The sequence below is a fragment of the Streptomyces mashuensis genome (assembly GCF_014654785.1).
GTDB lineage: Bacteria > Actinomycetota > Actinomycetes > Streptomycetales > Streptomycetaceae > Streptomyces > Streptomyces mashuensis.
The window spans coordinates 39,885-63,364 of the sequence record NZ_BNBD01000018.1; the positions used below are offsets into that span (position 1 = coordinate 39,885).

10 protein-coding genes and 2 pseudogenes are annotated in these 23,480 nt (G+C 74.7%); all 12 read right to left on the bottom strand.

Translation table 11 applies throughout. The features are described from left to right. Nucleotides 1-109: 109 nt before the first annotated feature. The gene (locus IE305_RS28940) at nt 110-1,621 is read right to left on the bottom strand and encodes a right-handed parallel beta-helix repeat-containing protein (protein WP_190132763.1); all 1,512 of its coding nucleotides are present in this window, start codon (nt 1,619-1,621) and stop codon (nt 110-112) included. A 347-nt stretch (nt 1,622-1,968) separates the two neighbouring features. After that, nucleotides 1,969-3,201 carry a beta-ketoacyl-[acyl-carrier-protein] synthase family protein gene (locus IE305_RS28945; protein WP_190132764.1) on the bottom strand — a complete coding sequence of 411 codons (1,233 nt, stop codon included), beginning with the start codon at nt 3,199-3,201 and terminating at the stop codon, nt 1,969-1,971. Further along, the gene (locus IE305_RS28950; RefSeq protein ID WP_190132765.1) at nt 3,198-3,455 is read right to left on the bottom strand and encodes an acyl carrier protein; all 258 of its coding nucleotides are present in this window, start codon (nt 3,453-3,455) and stop codon (nt 3,198-3,200) included. Before IE305_RS28950 ends, IE305_RS28945 begins: the two co-directional genes overlap by 4 nt. 153 nt (nt 3,456-3,608) lie before the next feature. Then, nucleotides 3,609-3,818 (bottom strand): MbtH family protein, encoded by a 210-nt coding sequence (locus IE305_RS28955; protein WP_308440285.1) that lies wholly within the window; start codon nt 3,816-3,818, stop codon nt 3,609-3,611. A 51-nt stretch (nt 3,819-3,869) separates the two neighbouring features. Next, entirely contained in the window at nt 3,870-5,084 is a 1,215-nt protein-coding gene (locus IE305_RS28960) for an MDR family MFS transporter (RefSeq protein ID WP_190132766.1), read from the bottom strand. Nucleotides 5,085-5,133: 49 nt separating this feature from the next. Beyond that, a pseudogene (locus IE305_RS28965) lies at nt 5,134-14,637 on the bottom strand (amino acid adenylation domain-containing protein); the annotation flags it as partial. Further along, nucleotides 14,611-15,951, bottom strand: a pseudogene (locus IE305_RS33905) (condensation domain-containing protein); the annotation flags it as partial. The pseudogenes IE305_RS28965 and IE305_RS33905, both read right to left, overlap by 27 nt. Before the next feature lie 94 nt (nt 15,952-16,045). Next, nucleotides 16,046-16,963, bottom strand: a complete 918-nt coding sequence (locus tag IE305_RS28970) for an ornithine carbamoyltransferase (protein ID WP_190132768.1) — start codon at nt 16,961-16,963, stop codon at nt 16,046-16,048. 64 nt (nt 16,964-17,027) lie between these two features. Beyond that, a complete protein-coding gene (locus tag IE305_RS28975) occupies nt 17,028-19,655 on the bottom strand; it encodes a non-ribosomal peptide synthetase (RefSeq protein WP_190132769.1) in 2,628 nt (875 codons plus the stop codon). Between the two features lie 26 nt (nt 19,656-19,681). Continuing rightward, complete coding sequence (locus tag IE305_RS28980; protein WP_190132770.1) at nt 19,682-21,181, bottom strand: argininosuccinate lyase; 1,500 nt, start codon at nt 21,179-21,181, stop codon at nt 19,682-19,684. Then, a complete protein-coding gene (locus IE305_RS28985; protein WP_190132771.1) occupies nt 21,178-22,422 on the bottom strand; it encodes an ATP-grasp domain-containing protein in 1,245 nt (414 codons plus the stop codon). Before IE305_RS28985 ends, IE305_RS28980 begins: the two co-directional genes overlap by 4 nt. After that, nucleotides 22,419-23,474 (bottom strand): PLP-dependent cysteine synthase family protein, encoded by a 1,056-nt coding sequence (locus IE305_RS28990; protein WP_229891666.1) that lies wholly within the window; start codon nt 23,472-23,474, stop codon nt 22,419-22,421. Before IE305_RS28990 ends, IE305_RS28985 begins: the two co-directional genes overlap by 4 nt. Nucleotides 23,475-23,480: the final 6 nt, after the last annotated feature.

The following is a 23,480-nucleotide window of genomic DNA, read 5'->3' on the forward strand; positions in this document are numbered from 1 at the left end:
GCGCCCGGGCGCATCCGCCGCCCCGGGGGCGCCGCCCGCGCGCACATGCGAACGGGGCGCCCCGTTGCCGGAGCGCCCCGTCCTGTGCGGTGCACGGTCGTGCTGTGGCCTAGCGGAGGCCGGGCCCCTGGTAGGCGCCCATGTTCGGCCGGGCGGCCGGGACCCGGTTGCCGAAGAAGTCCCGGTCCGCGTCGCCCGGCACGGCCACCCCCGCGCCCAGGGCGGGCGAGCCGGCCTTGAGCTTGTACCCGTCGGGGCCGGGTGCACCCGCGTTCACGAAGCGCGGGTCGCCGACGACGGCCTTCGGGTCGGCCGGGACCTTGGCGACGTTCTGGTAGAGGTTGCCGCGGAAGGTGCTGGTGGTGTCCTTGACGGCCGAGCCGCCGGGCTTGCCGACGAAGACGTTGTTGGAGACCAGCGGCTTGTCCGGGCTCACGTTCCACCACAGGGTGTCGGCCTGCGGGGCGTGGACGGTGTTGCCGTAGATGGCGATGTTGGTCTGCTGGGTGCAGGCCAGGATCATCACGCCGCCGTTGACGTCCTTGTCGTTGCGGCTGATGTTGTAGCGGATCGTGGGCCGGTCGGAGGGCAGGCCCTCGACCGAGCAGATCAGCATCAGCCCGCTGTTGTCGTGCGAGTAGTTGTACTGGTAGAGCGTGCCGGTGTTGGCACCGTCCACGTCGAAGGCGAAGGCGCCGAATTTCCCGCCGTTGCCGCCACCGATGGTGTTGTGCTGGACGGTGGTGTAATCGGAGTTCCACGACCAGATGCCGGCGTGGTCGATCGTGGCCTTGAGGGCGAATCCCTCGACGGTGTTCTTCTGGATCATCGCGTGCTGGCCGTTGGTGATGTTGATGCCGTCACCGCCCAGCTCCGAGAGGCGGTTGCCCTCGATACGGATCCGGGTGTGCGGGCCGTACGCGGTGCCGGGGCCGGCGGGATAGGCGGCACGGCGGGCCCACAGCGAGGAGGTGCCGATGCCGATGCCGCTGACCTTCCGTACGACGTTGTCGGCGACGTGGAGGTCGTCGAAGGACGTCAGTTTCCGCGAGCCGGTGGCGTTGAAGACGATGCCGCCGCCGGGCTGGCCCGGGTTGGTGCAGTCGCAGCCGGCGATGTCGTGCACGTAGTTGTCGCGGAAGGCGTAGTGCGTGCCCTTGCCGTAGTCGGTGAGCTCGACGTAGATGCCGGTGCGCGGGTCGGTGACGTTGGTGCCCGGGTTGGAGATGTCGAGGCCGCTGATCTCCCAGCCCTCGACGTTGCGCAGGTGGACGGCGGCGCGGGCGTCGGCGGCCACGATCCGGGGCCGGGCGCCGCTGCCGTACGCGGTGACCTTGACGGGTCTCGAGGCGGTGCCGGAGCCCTGCGGCACGAGCGTGCCGGTGCAGGTGGTGCCCTTCCGTAAGGAGATGACGTCGCCGGGCCGGAAGGTGACGGAGTTGACCTTGCCCAGCGTGCGCCAGGCGGTGGTGGTGCCGGTGCCGGCGCGGCTGTCGTCGCCCGCCGCGCAGTCGACGTAGTAGGTGGTGCCCGGCCGTCCGCCGTCGTCGTCCGCGGCGGCGGTGCCCGTGGCGGCGAGCGCCGGGCAGACGAGTGCGACGGCGAGCGTGACGGCCGTCAAGGATGGACGAAGTGTTCGAACGATCGACACAGAACTTTCGCTCCCCCATGTCCTGTGTTTCACGGCCGCGCCGCGGCACCGCCCCGATGGGCGTCAAGGATCTACCGGCACGCAGGCGGAAAACGCATGCGTATGCGCGGCCACGAAACCCCCGTTTCGCTGGGGAAGAGGGATCACCCTCTTTCCCGCTGGCACGCACAGAGTACACGACATCAGTTGCCCCGCACGGCTCAAGTGGACGTGAGTTCCAAGCAGTTGAGCACTCCTCCGGTTTCCCGGAATGCCGTGCACGGAATGCGCACAGCAATTCACGAAAGAAAATGGCCGGGGCACCGGACGGCCGGTATTCAGCGGGCCGCCGTGAGGGCGAGGACGACGTTGTGACCACCGAAACCGAACGAATGACTGAGGGCCACTCGTACGTTCTGGCGGCGCGGTTGTTTGGTGACGCAGTCGATGTCCGCCTCGGGGGCGGCGGCCCCGAGGTTGGCCACCGGCGGGACGAGCCGGTGCTCGATCGTCAGCACCGTCAGGGCCGCCTCGACGGCCCCGGCCGCGCCGAGGGAGTGCCCCAGAGCGCCCTTGGGCGCCGTGACACTGGGCCGGTGCGGCAGGACCCGCGCGATCAGGGCCGCCTCCGTGGCGTCGTTGAGCGGCGTCGAGGTGCCGTGCGCGTTGACGTGGTCCACGTCGTACGGGTCGAGGCCCGCCTCGGCGAGCGCCGCCCGCAGGGCCGCCTCGGCACCGGCGGCCCCGGCGGGCGGCGCGGTGGGGTGGTGGGCGTCGGAGGTGCTGCCGCACCCGGCGAGCACGGCGCGCAGCCGGGCGCCGCGGGCGGCGGCGTCCCCGGCCCGTTCCAGCACCAGCACACCGGCACCCTCGGCCATGACGAAGCCGTCCCGGTCCGGGGCGAACGGCCGCGACGCACCGCCCGCGTCGCCCGTGCGCTCCGACAGGGCGCCCATGCGCCAGAAGCCCGCCGTCGACAGCCGGCCGACGGCCGCCTCGGCGCCGCCGGCCACCGCCACGTCGCAGTGCCCGGCCGCCAGCAGGTCACGGGCGACGACGAGGGCCGTGGCCCCCGAGGCGCAGGCGGTGGCGGGGGCGAGGCTCGGGCCGGTGGCCCGCAGGTCGATGGAGACCTCGCCGGCCGCCAGGTTGGGGATCATCGTGGGGATGGCCAGCGGCGACACCATGCCGGGGCCCTGCTCCTCCAGCCGCCGTGCCTGCTCCTCCCACTCGGTGCCGCCCATCCCGCAGCCGATGACGACGGCGACCCGGGACCCGTCCCAGCCGCGCGGGTCCAGGCCCGCGTCGCGGACCGCCTCGCGGGCCGCGAGGACCGCCAGTTTGACGAACCGTCCCATGCGCCACGCCGCGCGCCCGATGCGCCGGTCGGCGTCCCGGGGGCCGGGCACACGGCAGGAGAAGTCCACCGGCAGGCCCGCCAGGGCGGGGTCGCGGGTGGCGGTGCCACGGCCGGCGCAGACCGCCTGCCACGTGGCCTCGACGCCCTCGCCGGCCGCGGTGACCAGGCCGAGCCCCGTGACGGCGATCCGCTCCGGGCGCGCCGGGCTCACCGCGCCGCCACGCTGCCGTCGCGCAGGGCCCGGACGTGGGCCGCGACCTCGGCCAGGGTGGTGGAGCGGGTGGCCTGCTCGCCCCGGAGCCGTACGCCGAGCCGTTCCTCCAGGACGAGGGCGAACTCGGCCAGCGCGAGCGAGTCCATCTCCAGCTGCTCCAGGGTGGCCTCGGGGGTCACCTCGTCGTCGGGCACCTGGAAGGTGGTGGTCAGGACGGTGCGGATGGTCGCGAGGACCTCGGCGTCGGTCATGGGGGAATGGTTCCGCACGAGCGGAGGCGGATCCGCGAGGCGGCCCGGCATGTTCACACGATCGCACCAGCTGCGCGGCGCCCGCCGGCCCCGGACGCGCCGAGAGCCGGCAGCGGTGCGCTGCCGGCTCTCGCCTCCGGGTGGGGCCGGGTCCTACCGGTCCATCGCCTCGGCCAGGCTCTTGGGCCGCATGTCGGTCCAGTTCGCCTCCACGTGGTCCAGGCACTCCTGGCGGCCGGCGGGGCCGTGCACGACGGTCCAGCCGGCCGGCACGTCCGCGAAGTCCGGCCACAGCGAGTGCTGGCCCTCGTCGTTGACGAGCACGCGGTACTGGGCGTCGTTGTCCTCGAAGGGGTTGCTCATGATGTCGCTCCGGTTTCTCTTCTCTCGGTTCGTGCTTCTTGTCCCGTGCGGTCAGCCGACGGGGACCGCCGGCTCCCCGGTGGCGGGCGCGGTACGGGCCCGTACCCCGCGCCCCACCAGGAGGGCCCCGGCGGCACTGGCCACGCCCAGCACCAGGCAGCCCGTCCAGACCGCGCCGCCGCCGAGGTGGCCGAACGCCCAGCCGCCGGTCAGCGGGCCGATCACGGCCGCCAGCGCGTAGGCCATGCCGTACAGGCCCTGGTAGCGCCCCTGGAGGTGGGCGGGCGCGAGCTTGGAGACGACGGCGGCGCTGGTGGGCATGACGACCGCCTCGCCGAGCGTCCACACGGCGATGGAGGCGGCGAACATGGCCGGGCCGTGCGCGAACGCGGTCAGGGCCATGCCCGCGCCGAGGAGCAGCGCGCCGCCGGCGAGCAGCAGGTCGTCGTGGTAGCGGTCGACCAGCCGGGTGACGGGCAGCTGGATCACCACGACCAGCGCCCCGTTGACGGCGCTGACCAGCCCGTACATGCGCGGTGAGAGCCCGGCCTCCTGCATGGCGATGGGCTGCGTCACCTGGTACTGCGTGTAGATCACGACGACGCCGAGGGTGATGAGCAGCAGCGCGGTGAACACGTGGTCCTTCAGCACGCTGCCCAGGCCGCCCTGCGCCTGCTCGCCGTCCGCGTCGGCGCCGTCCTGTCCGGGCCGGTGCTCGGGCACCCGCCAGGCGATCAGCACGGCGCAGGCCGCGGTGGTCGCCGCGTCGCCGACGAACAGCCAGACGTACCCGCTGCCGGCCATGAGGCCGGCCAGGACAGGGGCGGCGGCGAAGCCCAGGTTGACCGCCCAGTAGTGGACGGCGTAGGCCGTCTTGCGGTCCTCCTCGGGCACCACGTCGGCGATCATCGCGGAGAAGACCGGCCCGGCGGCGTACGAGGTGAAGCCGAGGACGAACGCCAGGACGTCGATGAGGGCGACGTGGTGGGCGAAGCCGAGGGCCAGCATCGCGCCGGCCGCGCCCGCCTGGGACACCAGGAGGGTGGGGCGCCGGCCGATGCGGTCGGCGGCGACCCCGGCCACCACCGTGGACAGCACGCCGCCGGCCCCGTAGAGCGTGGCGACCAGGCCGACCTGGAGGGGGGTGAAGCCCTGCTTGCTGGTGAGGTAGTAGGCGAAGAACGGGATCACGAAGGAACCGGCGTGGTTGACCAGGCTGCCGGCCCACACCCACCAGTACGCGGCGGGGAACCTTCCGAGTTTCATCGCGAGCCGTCCTTTTCCTTGTCCGTGCTGGTGTGCGGTGTGCGGGTCACGGGCGGCGCATCCGCCGCAGTGCGGGCCGCTGCTTCCGGCCGCCGGCCTGGTCGAGGCGGCCGGCGAGGCCGGCCACGGTCGGCGACTCGAAGACGGCCCGGATGCCGGGTTCGGCGCCCAGCACGGAACGGATCCGGCTGATGAGGCGCGTCACCAGGAGCGAATGGCCGCCCATGTCGAAGAAGTTGTCGTCGATGCCCACGGCCGGTACGCCGAGCACTTCCGCGAACAGGCCGCACAGCACCTCCTCCTGCGGCGTGCGCGGGGGCCGGCTGCCGGCCGCCGGGGCGAAGTCCGGTGCGGGCAGGGCACGGCGGTCCAGCTTGCCGTTGGGGGTGAGCGGCAGGGCGTCGAGGGTGACGAACGCGGACGGCATCATGTAGTCGGGCAGGCCGGCCGACGCGTACCGGCGCATCTCGGTGGCCAGCGCGCTGCCCTCGAAGGAGACGGACGGGACGTTGGTGAGGCCCGTGAGGTCGCCGGGGGCCCGGCCCGCCGCGGCCGGCAGGTACAGGTCCGTGAGCGTGGTGCCGGGCGCGTCCTCCGGGTCCACGAACAGCACGTCGAAGGTGTCGTGCCCGCTGCCGGACCAGGTGGCCACGGTCCGGTAGCCGAGCTCCTCCCCCGCCGCACAGAACGCCTCGGGGTCGACGCCGTGCGCGGTGCCGGGCAGCCGCAGGTTGGGCACGCCGGTGACGCGCAGCCGGGCGGGGCGCTTGCGGGCCACGTGCTCGGTGACGGTGCCGAGGGTGTCCTCGCCCGGCCGCCAGGGGAACGCCTCGGCGTCGCGCAGCGACACCAGGGCCCCGGCGGGCTTCTTGTGCAGGACGGCCTCGTAGCGGTAGCGGGTCAGCTCGTTGTGGTAGTCGCCGCGCTTGATGCGGATGTCGGCGCCGGCGAGCCCGGGGACGGCCTCGGCGAGGGCGGCGAAGTACTCGGGCGCGACGAGCAGCTCCTTCTCCATCAGCGCAGCCCGTTCGGCCTTGCGCCGCAGCTCGGCGGGGTCGTCCTCGCCGGTGCGGGCGGCCTGGACGTCGGCGTGGAAGGCGTGCAGCAGGCGCAGGTTGCGTACGTCGCCGACGACGATGACGCCGCCGGGGGCGAGCAGGTCCGTGGCCTTGCGGAGCACGTCGGTGAGGTAGTCGGCGCTGGGGAAGTACTGCACGACGGAGTTGAGGAGGACCACGTCGAAGTACCCCTCGGGCAGCCCGTCGACGACGTGCGCCGGCTGTTGCCGCAGCTCCACGCGGCCGTCGAGCTCCGGGACGCCGGCGACCTTGGCCCGCAGCGCCTCGATGACGGGGGCGGAGAAGTCGGTGCCCCAGTACGTCTCGCAGCCGGGCGCCAGGCGGGACAGCAGGAGGCCGCTGCCGACGCCGATCTCCAGGATGCGCCGCGGGGCGTGCTCCTGGACGCGGGTCACGGCGGCGTCCCGCCACCGGCGCATCTCGCCGACCGGGATGCGGGCGTTGTCGTAGCTGCTCACCCACAGGCCGAAGTCCTCGCCGAACTCGGCGGAGGCGGCGTCGGCGTAGATGGAGTCGTAGATGTCCTGCCACTCGCCGACGCGGTGGCCCTCGGCGACCTCGCCCTGCCGGGCCTCTTCGCCCACCGGCACGACGTAGGCCACCAGGCGCTTGTTGCCGGGCTGGTCCTCGCGGACGGTGACGGCGACGCGGTCGACCAGGGGGTGCCGGGAGAGGACGGTCTCGATCTCGCCCAGCTCGATGCGGAAGCCGCGGATCTTCACCTGGTCGTCGACGCGGCGGACGAACTCCAGCTCGCCGGAGGACGTCCAGCGGACCAGGTCGCCGGTGCGGTACATGCGGGCGCCGGGGCCGGCGAACGGGTCGGCGACGAATCGTTCCGCCGTGAGGCCGGGCCGGCCCAGGTAGCCGCGGACCACGCCGGTGCCGCCGATGTACAGCTCACCGGCGACGCCCACGGGCACCGGGCGCAGGTGGGCGTCGAGGACGTACACCCGGGTGTTGGCGATGGGCCGGCCGATGCGCGGCGTGGCCGCCGTGGCCGCGTCCAGCACGGAGGACGTCGACCAGATCGTGGTCTCGGTGGGCCCGTAGAGGTTGGTCACCGAGGCCGCGCCGTCGACGAGCGAGGCGGCCAGGTCGCCCGGCAGGGCCTCGCCGCCGACGAGGACGCGGACGCCCGCCAGCGGGAGGCCGTCGGCGACGGCCACGCGCCACAGGCTCGGCGTGGCCTGCATCACCGTGACGCCGTGCCGGACGACGAGGTCGCGGAGCGCGGCGGTGTCACGGACGGCGTCCCGGTCGGCCAGGACGACGCAGGCGCCGCTGAGCAGCGGCACGAACGTCTCCAGGCCGGCGATGTCGAAGCCGAAGGTGGTGACGGCCAGCAGCCGGTCGCCGGCGTCGAAGGCGAGCTGTTCCCGCATGGAGGCGAGGAAGTTGACCAGGCTGTCCTGCGGCACGACGACGCCCTTGGGGCGGCCGGTGGAGCCGGAGGTGTAGATGACGTAGGCGGGGTGGGACAGGGGGTGCGCCGCGACGGTGACGTCGTCGGCCGGGTGTGCGGCGACGGCACCGGCGGTGGCGGGGTCGTCGAGCACGACCTGTCGGACGCCCGCCCCGGGCAGGGTGCCGGCGGTCTCGCGCGTGGTGAGCAGGAGCGCGGGGCGCGCGTCGTCGAGCATGTACGCGATGCGGTCGGCCGGGTAGTCGGGGTCGACCGGCAGGTAGGCCGCGCCGGTGGTGAGTACGGCGAGGAGGGCCACCACGTAGTCGGCGGTGCGGGGCAGCGCGAGCGCCACGATCCGCTCGGGCCCGGCGCCTTCGGCCAGCAGGTGGCGGGCCAGCCGGTTGGCGCGGGCGTTCAGTTCGGCGTACGTGAGGGTCTCGTCGCCGCAGACCACGGCGGTGGCGTCCGGGGTGCGGGCCGCCCACGTCCGGAACTGCTCCGCGACGCCGGCGGTGGGCACCGGGGCGTCGGTGGCGTTCCACCCGGTCAGCAGGCGGTGCCCTTCGCCCTCGTCGAGCAGGTCGACCGCGCCGAGCCGGACGGCGGGGTCGGCGACCACGGCGCGCAGCAGCCGTTCGAAGCGGCGGGCGAGGGTGACGACCGTGTCGCGGTCGAAGAGGTCGGTGGCGTACTCGACGTCGCCCTCGACGCCCGCGGGGCTGCCGTCCGCGGCGAACCGCTCGGTGAGGCTCCACGACATGTCGAACTTGGACGTGCCGACGTCGAGCCGCTCCTCGCGGAGCCGCAGCCCGGCCAGCTCCAGGCTGCCCTCGCGGTTGTTCTGGAGGGCGAACATCACCTGGAACAGCGGCTGGTAGGCGGCCGAGCGGACGGGGTTGAGGACCTCCACCAGGCGCTCGAACGGCAGGTCCTGGTGGTCGTAGGCGGACAGGGTGGTGTCCCGGACGCGGGTGAGGAGCTCGGTGAAGCCCGGGTCGCCCGAGGTGTCGGTGCGCAGCACGAGAGTATTGACGAAGAATCCGACCAGATCGTTGAGCGCCTCGTCGGTGCGGCCGGCGACGGGTACGCCCACGGGCACGTCGGTGCCGGCGCCCAGGCGGGTGAGCAGCCCGGCGAACGCCGCCTGGAGCACCATGAAGGCGCTGACGCCGGTCTCGCGGGCCAGGGCAGCGATGCCGTCGTGGAGGTCGGCGGGGAGGCCGAAGGTGATGCGCTCGCCGCGGTGGGTGGGGGTGGCGGGGCGCGGCCGGTCGGTGGGCAGGGCGAGCTGGTCGGGGATGCCGGACAGCTGCTCGCGCCAGTAGGCGAGCTGCCGTGCGGCGAGGCTGTCGGGGTCGGCCTCGTCGCCCAGGAGCTCCCGCTGCCACAGCGCGTAGTCGGCGTACTGCACCGGCAGCGCGTCCCACACCGGCGCCTCGCCGGCGCAGCGGGCCGCGTAGGCCCGTGACAGGTCGCGGATCAGCGGCTCCAGGGACCAGCCGTCGCAGGCGATGTGGTGGATCACCACGAGGAGCACGTGCTCCCGTTCGGAGAGGCTGAAGAGCCGGACCCGTACGGGCAGTTCGGTGGAGAGGTCGAAGCCGTGGGCGCCCTCGGCCGCGACGGCCGCGGTGAGCTCGTCCTCGTCGCCGACCGGGACGACGGCGACGTCGGGCCGTACGCCGGCGGGGTCGGTGATGCGCTGCCAGGGCTCGCCGTCGGTCTCGGCGACGACGGTGCGCAGGCTCTCGTGCCGGACCATGAGGTCGCGCACCGCGGCCCGCAGGGCGTCCGGGTCGGGCGTGCCGTGCAGCCGCAGCGGCATGGCCATGTTGTACGTGGCGCTGCGGCCCTCCAGGCGGGAGAGGAACCACAGCCGCTGCTGCGCGTACGACACGGGCAGCACCTCGGGGCGCGGCGCGGCCGCCCGCAGCACCGGACGGCCGCCCGCCGCGGAGGCGACGCGCTCGGCCAGGCCCGCGACGGTCGGCGCCTGGAACAGCGCCCGCACGGGCACGTCGACGCCGAAGACGGAACGGATGCGGCTGATGACCCGGGTGGCCAGCAGGGAGTGGCCGCCCAGCGCGAAGAAGTCGTCGTCGACACCGACGCCCGGCACGCCCAGGACCTCGGCGAACAGGCCGCAGAGGATCTCCTCGCGCGGGGTGCGCGGCGCGCGGCCGGCGACGGGGGTGAGGTCCGGCACGGGCAGGGCGCGCCGGTCGAGCTTGCCGCTGGACGTCACCGGCAGCGCGTCGAGGACGACGAAGGCCGAGGGCACCATGTAGTCGGGCAGCGCGCCCGCGACGAAGGTGCGGAGCGCCGCGACGTCCACACTGTCGTGGCCGGCCGTGCCGGCCGCGGCGGACGGCACGACGTAGCCGACGAGACGGGGGTCGCCCGCGCGGTCCTCCCGGACGACCACGGCCACCTGGCCCACGGCGGGGTGGCGGGAGAGCACGGCCTCGATCTCGCCGGGTTCGATGCGGAAGCCACGGATCTTCACCTGGTCGTCGGCGCGGCCGAGGAACTCGATGTGGCCGGAGCGGGTCCAGCGGACCAGGTCGCCGGTGCGGTACATGCGGGCACCGGGACCGGCGAACGGGTCGGCGACGAAGCGTTCCGCGGTCAGGCCGGGCCGGTTGAGGTAGCCGCGGGCGACGCCGGCGCCGCCCACGTACAGTTCGCCGGCGACGCCTACGGGCACCGGGCGCAGCGTGGCGTCGAGGACGTAGGCGCGGGCGCCGGGCACAGCGCGGCCGATGACGGGCCGGTCGCTGCCGGTGATCTCGCCGTCGACGGAGTCGACGGTGCATTCGGTGGGGCCGTAGGTGTTGTAGGCGACGACGCCGGTGCGGGCCAGCAGGTCGTCCCAGAGGGCCTGGGGCACGGACTCGCCGCCGAGGACGAGCATGAGCGGGGTGTGGCCGCCCTCGTCGAGCAGGCCGAAGGACATGAGCTGCTGGATGTAGCCGGGGGTGCCGTCGACGGCGTCGATGCGTTCGCGGCGGACGTGGGCGACGAACGCCTCGGCGTCCAGCCGGACGGCTTCGTCGACGATGTGCAGCTCGTGGCCGTCGATCATCCACAGCAGCGGGTCCCAGGACGCGTCGAAGGACCAGGAGGCGGTGTGGGCGACGCGCAGCCGGCGTCCGCCGGCGGCCCGGAGCGCGGTGGTGAACAGGGCGGAGCCGCTGCTGTAGACGCGGGCGAGGTTGGCCAGGCCGCCGTGTTCGACGACGACGCCCTTGGGGCGGCCGGTGGAACCCGACGTGTAGATCACGTAGGCGGGGGTGGCCGGGGTCAGGGGCCGGCCGCGGTCGGCGTCGGTCGGGTCGTGGTCCGGGCGGGCGGCGAGGGCCGCGGCGGTGCCGGCGTCGTCCAGGACGAGGCGGGGCACGTCCGTGGCGGGGAGCCCGGCGGCGGCGTCGTGGACGGTGACGACGAGCGCGGGGCGCGCGTCGTCGAGCATGGACGCGATGCGGTCGGCCGGGTGGCCGGGGTCGAGCGGCAGGTAGGCGGCGCCGGTCTTGAGGACCGCGAGGAGGGCCACGACGAAGTCGGCGGTGCGCGGCAGCGCGAGCGCCACGATACTTTCCGCGTTCTCCGCGCCGACGCCGCCGGCCAGCAGGTGGTGGGCCAGCCGGTTGGCGCGGGCGTCGAGCTCCGCGTACGTCAGCCGGTCGGTGCCGCACACGAGTGCGGTGGCGTCGGGGGTGCGGCGGGTGGTGGCGCGGAACAGGTCGAGCACGGTGTCGTGGGTGTGCGCTGCGCCGGTGTCGTTCCACTCGACGAGGAGGCGGTGCTGCTCGTCCTCGTCGAGCACGCCGATCTCGCTGAGCCGTACGCCCGGGTCGGCGGCGACGGCCCGCAGGAGCCGTTCGAAGCGGACGGCGATCGCCTCGGCCGTCTCCGGGTCGAAGAGGTCGGCGGCGTACTCCAGTTCGCCGTCCATGCCGGTGGGGCCGCCGTCGCCGGCGAAGCGCTCGTCGACGGTGAGGCACAGGTCGAACTTGGCGGTGCCGTTCGGCACGGGCTCGGCCGTCACGTCCAGGCCGGACAGGTCGAAGGTGGTGGCCGGGTTGCTCTGGAAGGCCAGCATCACCTGGAAGAGCGGCTGGTGGGCGGCGGACCGGACGGGGTTGAGGACCTCGACGAGCCGGTCGAAGGGCAGGTCCTGGTGCTCGAAGGCGGTGAGGTCGGTGTCGCGGACGCGGTCCAGCAGCTCGGTGAAGGCCGGGTCGCCGGAGGTGTCGGTGCGCAGCACGAGGGTGTTGACGAAGAAGCCCACCAGGTCGTCCAGCGCCTCGTCGGCGCGGCCGGCGACGGGCACGCCCACGGGCACGTCGGTGCCGGCGCCCAGGCGGGTGAGCAGGGCGGCGAACGCCGCCTGGACCACCATGAAGACGCTGACCCCGGCGTCGCGGGCGACGGCCGCGACCTGCCGGTGCAGGTCCGCGTCGATCCGGACGGGGACGACGCCGCCGCGGTGGGTGGCCGTGGCCGGGCGGGGGCGGTCGGTGGGCAGGGCGAGCTGGTCGGGGATGCCGGCCAGCTGCTCGCGCCAGTAGGCGAGCTGGCGTGCGGCGAGGCTGTCGGGGTCGGCCTCGTCGCCGAGCAGCTGCCGCTGCCACAGCGCGTAGTCGGCGTACTGCACCGGCAGCGCGTCCCACACCGGTGCCTCGCCGGCGCAGCGTGCCGCGTAGGCCCGGGACAGGTCGCGGATCAGCGGCTCCAGTGACCAGCCGTCGCAGGCGATGTGGTGGAGGACGAGCAGGAGCACGTGCTCCTGCTCGGACAGTGTGAAGAGACATATGCGCACGGGGAGTTCGGCCGTCACGTCGAAGCCGTGGGCGCCTTCGGTCACCACGGCGGCGGTGAGCTCGGCCTCGTCGCGGACCGGCGTCTCGGCCCATGCGGGTTCGGCCTCGCCGAGGGTGCGGACCAGCTGGCAGGGTTCGCCGTCCACCTCGCCGACGACGGTGCGCAGGCTCTCGTGCCGGACGACGAGGTCGCGCACGGCGGCGCGCAGGGCGTCACGGTCGAGGGTGCCGCGCAGGCGCAGCGGGATCGGCATGTTGTACGTGCCGCTGCGGCCCTCCAGCCGGGACAGGAACCACAGCCGCTGCTGGGCGTACGAGACGGGCAGCACGTCGGGGCGCGGTTCGGCAGCGGCGAGCACCGGGCGGGCGCTGCCCGCGGAGGCGAGGTGCCCGGCCAGGCCGGCCACCGTCGGGGCCTGGAACAGGGCGCGGACGGGCAGGTCGACGCCGAAGACGGAGCGGATGCGGCTGATGACGCGGGTGGCCAGCAGGGAGTGGCCGCCCAGCTCGAAGAAGTTGTCGTCGATGCCGACGCCGGGCACGCCGAGGATCTCGGCGAACAGGCCGCAGAGGGTCTCCTCCTGCGGGGTGCGCGGGCCGCGGCCGCCGGCGGCGGCCGTGAGGTCGGGGGCCGGCAGGGCGCGCCGGTCCAGCTTGCCGTTCGAGGTCAGCGGCAGCGCGTCGAGGACGACGAAGGCCGAGGGCACCATGTAGTCGGGCAGCACACCAGTGACGGAGGCGCGCAGCGCCGCGACGTCCACGCCGTCCGGGCCCGCGGCGGCGGACGGCACGACGTAGCCGACGAGGCGGCGGTCCCCGGGGCGGTCCTCGCGGACGACCACGGCCACCTGGCCGGCGGCGGGGTGGCGGGAGAGGGCGGCCTCGATCTCGCCGAGCTCGATGCGGAAGCCGCGGACCTTGACCTGGTCGTCGGCGCGGCCCATGAACTCCAGTTCGCCGGTGGTGCTCCACCGGGCCAGGTCGCCGGTGCGGTACATGCGGGCGCCGGGGCCGGCGAAGGGGTCGGCGACGAAGCGTTCCGCGGTCAGCCCCGGCCGGTCGAGGTAGCCCCGGGCCAGGCCGGCGCCGCCCACGTACATCTCCCCCACCACGCCCGGCGGCACGGGCGACAGGGAGGCGTCGAGCACGTAGACGCGCAGGTCGGGGATGCCGGTGCCGATGACACTGCCCTGGTTCGACAGGGCGGTGGCGCGGTCCAGGGGCCGGTGGGTGACGTGCACGGTGGTCTCGGTGATGCCGTACATGTTGACCAGCACCGGCGCGTCGTCGGCGTGGCGGGCGTACCAGTGCGCCAGCTTGCCGGGCTCCAGCGCCTCGCCGCCGAAGACGACGTAGCGCAGCGCGAGTTCCTGGCCCGGGTTCTCGGCGTCCGCCTGCATGAGCTGGTAGAAGGCCGACGGCGTCTGGTTGAGCACGGTGACCCGCTCGGCGGCCAGCAGGCGCAGGAAGTCGGCGGGGGAACGGCTGGTGTCGTAGGGCACCACGACGAGGCGGCCGCCCCGGAGGAGGGCGCCCCAGATCTCCCAGACCGAGAAGTCGAAGGCGTACGAGTGGAACAGCGTCCACACGTCGTCCGGGCCGAAGCCGAACCAGTGGTCGGTGGCCGTGAGCAGCCGCGTGACGTTGCGGTGCGGCACGACGACGCCCTTGGGGCGGCCGGTCGAGCCCGAGGTGTAGATGACGTACGCGGCGTGGTCCGGGGACACGGCGACGGCGGGGCGTCCGGCCGGGCGGGCGGCCACGGCGGCGGCGACGGAGGCGTCGTCGAGGCGCAGCACCGTGGCGTCCGCCGGCAGCCGGGGCGCGGTGACGGCGTCGGCGAGCACGGCGACGGGCGCCGTGTCGGCGAGCATGGTGGCGATGCGGTCCGCCGGGTAGTCCTGGTCGACCGGCAGGTACGCGGCGCCGGTCTTGAGCACGGCGAGGACGGCCACGACGAGGTCGGCGGAGCGGGACAGGGCCAGGGCGACGAACCGCTCGGGGGCGGCGCCGTGCGCGGCGAGGTGGTGGGCCAGCCGGTTGGCGCGGGCGTCGAGTTCGGCGTAGGTGAGGCGGGTGTCCTCGTGGACGACGGCGACGGCGCCGGGGGTGCGGGCCGCCTGCGCCTCGAACAGCCCGGTGATCGTGCCCGGGTCGTCGGGCAGGGCGAGGCCGGCGGCGCGGTCGGCGCCGCTCCACTCGGTGAGGATGCGCCGCCGTTCCTCGTCCGCGAGGATCTCCACGTGCCCCAGCGGGCGGTCGAGGTCGGCGACGAAGGCCATGACGAAGGCGAGGAACCGCTCGCGGTGCGCGGCCACGTCGGCCGGGGTGAAGCCGGCGCGGTCGCCCTTGACGTCGAAGCGCAGCCCGCTGTCGTCGGGGAGCTTGGTGACGTCGACCGACAGGTCGGGCACGGGGCCGGTGAACAGCGGCACCAGCGTGCCGGCGCAGTCGCCGAAGGCGATGTCGCCCTCGAACGGCATGATGTTGATGCGGGGGCCGCCGGCCTGCCGGTCGTGGCCCGCGTCGCGGAGGTCCTTGCGGATGTCCTCGGCCCGGTAGCGCTGGTGGCGCAGCAGCTGCCGCACGGCGCCGGAGACCGCGCGGACGGTGTCGCGGACGCTTGCCTGCGGGTCGAGGGTGAGGGTGAGCGGCAGCACGTTGGAGTGCATGCCGGGGGTGCGCCGGTTGGCGGTGCCGACGCGGGCCGGCACGGGGAACTCGACGGTGACGTCCGGCGTGCCGGTCACCCGGTGCACGTACGCCATGAACGCGGCGGTGAGGACGCCGGACCAGGTGGACCGCGCGGCGCGGGCCGCGACGGACAGCGCCTTGAGGTCGTCGGCGGAGAGGTGGCCGGTGACGTGGTGGATGTCGCCGTTGCTGCTGCGCCCGGCGCGGCCGGAGACGGTGGCCGGCGGCGGGGCGTCGGCCAGCCGCTCCAGCCAGTGGGCGCGGTCCTCGGCGAACTGCTCGCCGGCGCGGTACGCGGCGTCGTCGGCGAGGACCTCGGCGGCCGGCGCGTACGGGGAGGGCCCGGGGTCCCGGCCCTCGGTGAGGGCGGCGTAGTGCTCGGCGATGCGGCTGATGACGAGGGTGGAGCTGAAGCCGTCGGCGAAGAGGTGGTGCACGTGCAGGACGAGCGTGTGCTCCTGCTCGGCGGTGCGGTAGAGCACGGCGCCGAGGGTGTGGTGGTGCAGGTCGACCGGCTTCCGGCGGCGGGCCTCGGTCAGCTCGCGGACCGCCTGCGCGGGGGACGTCTCGGCGCTGACGTCGGTGACGGGCAGCGCGAAGCCGTCGAGGGGCCGGACGGTCTGCCGCGACCCGTTGTCGCCGGGAACGACGGCGCAGCGGATGGACTCGCCCTCGGAGTAGGTGGCGCGGACGGCCTGTTCGAGGCGCGGCACGTCCAGCGGCCCGCTGATCTCCAGCCCGTAGCAGACGTTGAAGCCGTTGTCCTCGGGCGTCAGCTGCTGGGCGAGCCAGACGCCCATCTGGGCGGCCGACAGGGGCAGGGCGGAATGTGGCTGTGCGGTCATGGCTGAGACGTCCCCCATGAAGTTCTCGGTCAACGTGCTGCGGCTCCCGGCGGACGGCACACGGCGTGCGGCGTGCGGCCGTCCGCCGGGAGCGGGAAGCGGACGGGTGGCGTCAGGCGGCCGCGCACCACTCGAGGACGGCCATGGCGGCGGTCATCTTGTGGTACGCCTGGCGCCAGGCGCGGCTGCGCGGGCCGTCCAGGACCTCGTCGACGACCTCTTCGCCGCGCATGGCGGGCAGGTCGTGCATGAAGATCGTGTCGTCCTTGCTCAGGCGGTCCAGGAGCCCGGTCGTCACCTGGTAGGGCAGGAACGCCTTCATCCACTCCTGGTCGGCGTGCTGCACGCCCATGGTCTGCCAGCGCGCGGTGTAGACGGCGTCGACCGTGCGGTCGACGGAGGCGAGGTCGTGGGTCTGCGTGACGCCGTGCGTGCTGCCGCCGATCTCCTCGACGAGCGGGAGCACCTCGTCCGGCATGCCGTAGCCGGGCGGCGTGACGACGGTGAGCCGGAAGCCGGGGACGTGCGCGGTGGCCAGGGCGAGCGCGGCGGCGGTGCTGTTGCCCTCGCCGACGTAGAGCAGTTCGCGCCCGTCGAGGCTGCCGAACTCCTCGGTGAGCATGGCGAGGTCGGCGAGCGCCTGGGTGGGGTGCTCGTAGGCGGTCAGCGCGTTGACGATGCTCAGCTCGCCGCTGCGGGCGAGGCCGCGCAGCTCGGCCATGTCGTCGTTGGTGCGGGCCACCAGGATGTCGAGGTAGTTGCCCAGGACGCGGCCGGTGTCCTCCAGCGACTCGCCGGTCACCAGCTGGAGGTCGTCGGGGCCGTAGGAGATGGCGTGGGCGCCCAGGCGCACGGCCGCGGACCAGAAGGCGGTCCGGGTGCGGGTGGACGAGCGGCGGAAGTAGATGCCGACGGACTTGCCGGCGAGCGTCTGCTCGGGCTGCGGGGTGCGGCCGAGTACGACGGCGCGGTCCACCAGGGCGGCGAGGGTGCGGTCGTCGATGTCCGCGAGGGACAGCAGGCTCCTCATATGTGGCTCCCGTTCAACAGGGTCGGCAGGTCAACAAGATGGGGTTGCGGGGCGTGGAGGCCGGTCACGACGGCCCGGTGGGCCGGCGGGCCATGCGCGCGAGCGCGCGCCGGTCGAGCCGGCCCTCCGGCGTCAGCGGCAGGGGCAGGGCCTTGTGGTCGGCCTTGCCGGTGGGGCCCAGGGGGACGCGGTCCAGCGGGATCACGATCGCGGGGATCATGTAGCCGGGCAGCCGGTCGGTGAGGAAGGCCCGCACCTCGGCCGCGGTGAGCGGGGCGGCGCCCTTCTCGGGGACGAGCCAGGCCACGAGCTGCGGTCCGCCGCCGGCGATGTCGCGGGCCGCCACGACGGCGGCGCTGACGCCGGCGTGGGCGCGCAGGGCCGCCTCGACCTCGCCGAGCTCGATCCGGAAGCCCCGGATCTTCACCTGCTGGTCGGCGCGGCCCAGGAACTCCAGGCTGCCGTCCCCGCGGAAGCGGGCGAGGTCGCCGGTGCGGTAGAGGCGGCCGGGGCCGAAGGGGTTGGGCAGGAACCGCGTGGCCGTCAGGCCGGGCCGGCCCAGGTAGCCGCGGGTGACGCCGTCGCCGCCGATGAACACCTCGCCGGGCACGCCCGCCGGGGCGGGGCGCAGCCACCGGTCCAGCACGTACTCGGTGGAGTTCTCGATGGGCCGCCCCAGCGGGATCCACTCCGCCGGGCCGTCCGCGACCGTCTGGTGGGCGTTCCACACCGTGGTCTCGGTGGGCCCGTAGACCTGGACCAGGCGGGCGGGGGCGGACTTGGCGCGGACGAGCGCCACGGCGTCGGCGTTGGCCTGCTGGCCGCCGAAGAGCAGCACGCGCAGCCCGGCGGCGAAGTCGGGCACCTCCAGGGACAGCTGCTCCAGGAGGGCCGCGGTGACGTACATGAGGGTCACGCCGGCCCGGCGCAGGGTCCGGGCGAGTTCGCCGGCCGACAGCACGACGTCCTTGGGGATCACGGTGAGCCGGGCGCCGTGGGCGAAGGCGACCCAGCACTCGAAGGTGAGGGCGTCGAACGCGGGGCTGGAGGCGAGGGCCACCACGTCGTCGGGGCCGGGCGCGAGGTACGCGGTGTTGGCCACGAACCACGTGAGGGCGCGGTGCGGGACGACCACGCCCTTGGGGGCGCCGGTGGAGCCGGAGGTGTAGACGACGTACGCGGTGCTGTCGGGCAGCACGCGGGGGGCCGGGGCCTGCGGAACGTCGTCGCCCGCGGAGTCGTCGAGGGTGCCGTCGGGGCCGAGGACGAGCAGCTCCTGGTGCGGTTCCACGGGCACGCTGCCGGCGGTGCGGGCGTCGGCCAGCACGACGCGCGTGCCGGTGTCGGCCGTCATCAGCCGCAGCCGGGTGCCGGGGTAGCCGGGGTCCAGCGGCAGGTAGCCCGCCCCGGCGCGCAGCACCGCGAGCATGGCCACGACCAGGGCGGCCGACCGTTCGAAGCAGACGCCGACGGTGTGCTCGGTGGTGACGCCGCGCGCGGCCAGCTGCGCGGCGAGCCGTGCGGAGGCGCGGTCGAGCTCGGCGTACGTGAGGGTCAGCGGGCCGTCCTCGACGGCCACGGCGTCCGGCCGGTCCGCCACCCAGGTGGCGAAGCGGTCGAGGACGGTGGCGTCCGCGTCGTAGCCGGCCGCGGTGTCGTTGAACCGGTCGACGAGGCGTGCGCGGTCGGCGGGCGGGAGGACGTCGAGCGCGGCGAGCGGCCGCGCGTGCTGCTCCTCGTCGCCCAGGACGCCCAGGACGTGCAGGAACTGCCGGGCCAGCTGCCCGGCCGCCTCGTCGCTGACGCGTGCGGTGTCGTAGCGCAGTTCGCCGTGCAGGGCGGGGCCGTTGCGCAGGGCGAGGCCGAGGGTGTGGGTGCCGGGTGCGGAGGCGCGCAGCGGTGTCACGGTGACGGTGCCGTGCGTGCCGAGCGGCGGGTGCGGGTCGGCCCATTCGGTGACGGAGTCGAACAGGGGCTGCGGGGCGCCGGCGTGGTCCTCGATGAACGCGAGGGGGGCGGCCTGTTCGGTGGCGGCCTGCTCCACGAAGCCGCGCAGCCACCGGCCGAGGGGGACGGCCGGGTCGAGCTGCGCGCGGACGGGGACCGGGCCGGTGGGGCGGACGGCGCCGACGACGATGTCGGTGGTCTCCGCGTAGGCGCTCAGCACCAGCACCCACGCCGCCTCGACGAGGGCGGGCAGCGCCGGCGTGCCGTCGATCGTCACCCGTGCCAGACGCGCCGTCTGCTCCTCGGGGACGGTGAGGGGCACGGCGGCGGTGCCGCGGGCGTCCGGCCGGCCGCCGGCGATGCGGGGTTCGACGGGTGTACGGAAACCGGCGAGCCGCTGGGCCCAGTAGCGGCCGGCGGCCTCCGGGTCCTGTGGCTGCCCGTGGTCGCGTGCAGTGCGGGGGGCCGGTTCCGGGAGGGGCGTGCCGGCCAGCAGGTCCAGGGTGGCGTTCAGGAGCTCGTGGAGGGTCCACGGGTCGAGCCGCTGCCCGTCGTAGGTGCAGCAGAGCTCGTGGGTGTCGGGGCCGGTGCGGACGAGCTCCGCCGACGGCGGGGTGCCGGTGCCGTCGGCGTGGTGGGTGACGGCCTGCTGCCAGGCGGCGGTGAACGCCTCGGCGTCCAGGGGGCCGTGCAGCAGGTAGTGGTCCTGCCGTACGGACCGGGCGGGGTCGGTGGCGGGGGTCATGGGGGTGGTGTGTCCTTGCGGTCCGGTCATGCCTGCAGTGCCTTCTCGACCTGGGCCTGGAGCTCGTCGGCGGCCGTGGCCCAGCGCCGGCGGCGTTCGTCGACGGCCGTGCCGAGCCGGTCGAGGCCGGCGTCGAGGGCCTCGAGGGCGTGCCGGGTGGAGGCGGGGCCGGGGCCGCCGCCGAAGTCGGTGGCCGCCACGACGGCCGCGGGGGCGAGGGTGCCGGGCTCCAGGCGGCCGCCCGCCACCTGGTCCAGCGGCGTGCCGGCGGCCAGCCCGTCGAGGACCATCCGGCCGACCTCGTGGTGGGCGGAGCGGAACGGCACACCGTCGGCCACCAGGCGTTCGGCGAGGTGGGTGGCGGCGGTGTAGCCCTGCTCGGCGCGTTCGGTCATGCGGGCGGGCACCGGGCGGGTGCCGTCGGCGAACAGCCGCATGAGCACGACCGCCTCGGTGATGTTGCGCAGCGCCGGCCACAGGTGGGCGACGGCCTCGGTGCCGACGGCGATGGCGTTGGTGTAGCCGGCGGTCAGCATGGCGGAGGCGGCGCCGACGTAGCCGCCGAGGGGGGCCGCGGCCTTGCCGTGGATGTGCTCCAGCGGGAAGGGGTTGCGCTTCTGCGGCATCATCGAGCTGGAGCCGACCAGGTCGTCGGGGACGTGCAGCAGCCCGGCCTCCTCGGTGGTCCACACGGAGAAGTCCTGCGCGGCGCGCGCCACACCGACGCCGAGCACGCCGGTGGCGGACAGCAGGCGCAGCACGAAGTCGCGGGAGGCCACGGCGTGCAGCGAGTTGGGCGCCGGGGCGCGGAAGCCCAGCAGCCGGGTGGTGTGCTCGGGGTCGACGGCGACGGAGGTGCCGCCGACCGCTCCGGCGCCGAGCGGGTTGACGTCCATCTCCTCGCCGGCGTGCAGCAGCCCGTCCAGGCCCCACAGCACGGCGTTGGCCAGGCCGAGGAGGTAGTGCCCGTAGGTGATGGGCACGGCCGGCTGGCGGTGGGTGTAGGCGGGCATGACCACGTCGCGGTGTTCCTCGGCGCGGGCCCGCAGCACGGCCAGGAGCTGCCGGGTCTCCTCCAGCAGCGCGGCGTAGGGCTGCCGCAGCCGCAGCCGGACGGTGGTGGCGTTGAGGTCGTTGCGGGAGCGGCCGGTGTGCAGGACGCCGCCGGTGTCGGCGCCGAGCCGTTCGATGAGGTACGACTCGTAGCTGAGGTAGCGGCCGCGGGGCGCGGGCCGGTCGCGGACGCCGGCGAAGCCGGTGGCGCGCAGCGCCTCGATCTCGGCGAGGAGGGCGCGGACCTTGGCAGGGTCGGCGATGCCGCGCCGTTCCAGCATGAGCAGGTGGGCGCGGTCGACCTCGCTGATGGTGTGCAGTTCGGCGGCGGCCCCGGCGTCGTACGCGTAGGGGCTCTCGCCGAAGAGGATCTGCCGGGCGGTCTCCGCGAGGGGCGTCCTCAGCCGGCCGGTGTCGACTTCGGAGGCGCTCGCCGCGTGGGCATCCGTGGTGGGGGTGCTCGCCGCGTTCATTCCGTCTCTCCGGGGTTCTCGTGGTGCTGCAGGGCGGTGCGGAGCCGGGCGAGGCCGTCCTCGGCGGCCTGCCGGGCCCGGCCGGGGCCGTCGGCGGCGGCGATGACGTGGCCGAGCCGGTCGCGGAAGTCCGTGGCGCGGCGGGCCGGTTCGCCGGGGGTGCGGTAGAGGGCGGCGTCGGCGACGCCGGTCACGGCGCGGGCGCCGGCCAGTGCCTCGTCCGTGGCGCCGACGGTGCCCGGCCCGTCGGCGGTGAGGAAGCGGATGGCGGCGTGCCCGTGCCGTGCGGCGGCGGGCGGGGCCGGCTCGCCGAGGGCGGCGGCGACCTGGGCGCGGACGAGGTCGGTGCCGAGGGCGAGCCGGACCAGGTCGGGGATGCGGCCCCCGGCCAGGCGGGGGTTGACCTCCACCACATGGGCGCGGCCGTCCTCCAGCCGGATCTCGGTGTGCGCGGCGCCCCAGCCGAGGCCGAGGGCCCGTACGGCCCGCACGGCGACGTCGGCGAGCTCGTCGTGCAGGCCGTCGGGGACGGCGGCGGGCACGTCGTGGCCGGTCTCGACGAAGTCGGGCAGCGGGCCGACGTGTTTGGCCACGACGGTGACGACGTCGGTGCCGAAGGTCTCCACGGAGAACTCGCGGCCGGTGAGGTAGGACTCGACGAGCACCTCGCGGGGCAGGCTCATGCCGCGTTCGTTGGCGGTGCGGGAGAGCAGGTCCGCGGCGTGCTTGGCGGCGGTCCGCCCGTCGGGGCACAGCCGTACGCCGAGGCTGCCGGAGCCGAGGACGGGCTTGACGACCACGGGCGGGCCCAGCCGCAGCGCGGCCTCCTCCGCCTCCGCCTCGGTGGTGACGACGGCGAAGCCGGGCACGGGCACGCCGGCGGCGTGCAGCGTCCGGCGCTGCTCGCCCTTGTGCCGGCAGCTCGTGACGCGCTGCGGGTCGGGGCCGGGCAGGCCGAGTGCGCGGGCCACGGTGGCGGCGACGGGCACGTAGTACTCGGAGCTGGACGTCACGCCGCGGACCTCGCCCTCGTGCCGCAGCTCGGCCGCGACGTCCAGGACGGCCCGGGGGTCGGTGGTGTCCGCGACGGCGTGCCGCAGGCCGTCCTCGCGGACGTACGGGTAGCGGCCGGGGTCGGCGGCGACGAGCACCGGCACGGCGCCCAGGTCCGCGGCCTGCCGGGCGAACTCGCGCCCGGTTCCGGTGGTGTTGCTCTCGACCAGCAGGAGGAAGGCGGTCATACGGCGGCCCCCGAGCCGGCGAGGCCGTGGGCCGGGGCGGCGGCCAGGACCTCGTCGAGGGTGCGCCGGCCCCACGGCATCCACGACCAGTCGGGTCCGGCGGAGCGGGGGTGGTCCTCGCGGTGGGGCGCGTCGGGCACGCGGTCGGCGAGGACGCCGTTGGCGTGCAGCCACTCCTCGGAGTAGACGGTCTCCTGGTAGCGGTTGCCCTCGTCCGGCAGCATCACCACCACCTTCGCGCCGGGGTTCCGCGCCGCCCACCACTGGGCGACGAGGTGGGCGGCGCCGCTGGTCGCTCCCATGAACAGGGCCTTCCTCTCGTGCAGGTCCCGGGTGGCGCGGAAGGTCTCCGCGGCGTTGACCCAGTGGACCTCGTCGTACGCGTCGTGCCGGACGTTGGCCGGCAGCAGGCTGTTGCCGAGGCCGCGCACCAGGCGCGGCCGGTCCTCCATGCCGAAGATCACGCTGCCGTGGGTGTCCACGCCGACCAGGTGCAGGCCGGGGTTGGCGAGGCGCAGGAACGAGGCGAGGCCGCCGGTGGAGCCGCCGGAGCCGACCGGGCCGACGAGGCAGTCGACGTGGCCGAGGGCGTCGCCGACGAGCTCGGCGACGCGGCCGTATGCGGTGGGGTTGTCCTTGTTGTCGTACTGGCCGGGCACGAAGTGGTCCGGGATCTGCTCGCACAGCTCGGCCACGCGGTCCAGGCGGGCCTGCTGGTAGCCGCCCTGCGCCCCGGCGCGTTCGACGATCTCGACGTCGGCGCCCAGGCCGCGCAGCCGCATCCGCAGGTTCCGGTCGATCGCGGGGTCGCCGACGATCTTCAGCTGGTAGCCGCGCAGCCGGGCCACCATCGCGAGGCCCAGGGCGAAGGTGCCGGAGGAGGTCTCGATGATGGTGGTGCCGGTGCCCAGCGCGCCGCGGTCCTCGGCCCGGTCGATCATGAAGCGGGCGGGCAGCAGCTTCATCAGGCTGAACACCGCGCCGTAGAGGTTCGGCCCCAGCCGCACCAGGCGCGGCAGTTCGGTGGCATCGACGATGGATTGGTATGGCACAGCAGT

What these genes read in the sequence shown, in the direction of transcription:
- IE305_RS28950 (WP_190132765.1), bottom strand. Translation starts at nt 3,455, where the DNA reads ATGACCGACGCCGAGGTCCTCGCGACCATCCGCACCGTCCTGACCACC.
- IE305_RS28955 (WP_308440285.1), bottom strand. Translation starts at nt 3,818, where the DNA reads ATGAGCAACCCCTTCGAGGACAACGACGCCCAGTACCGCGTGCTCGTC.
- IE305_RS28960 (WP_190132766.1), bottom strand. Translation starts at nt 5,084, where the DNA reads ATGAAACTCGGAAGGTTCCCCGCCGCGTACTGGTGGGTGTGGGCCGGC.
- IE305_RS28970 (WP_190132768.1), bottom strand. Translation starts at nt 16,963, where the DNA reads ATGAGGAGCCTGCTGTCCCTCGCGGACATCGACGACCGCACCCTCGCC.
- IE305_RS28975 (WP_190132769.1), bottom strand. Translation starts at nt 19,655, where the DNA reads ATGACCCCCGCCACCGACCCCGCCCGGTCCGTACGGCAGGACCACTAC.
- IE305_RS28980 (WP_190132770.1), bottom strand. Translation starts at nt 21,181, where the DNA reads ATGAACGCGGCGAGCACCCCCACCACGGATGCCCACGCGGCGAGCGCC.
- IE305_RS28985 (WP_190132771.1), bottom strand. Translation starts at nt 22,422, where the DNA reads ATGACCGCCTTCCTCCTGCTGGTCGAGAGCAACACCACCGGAACCGGG.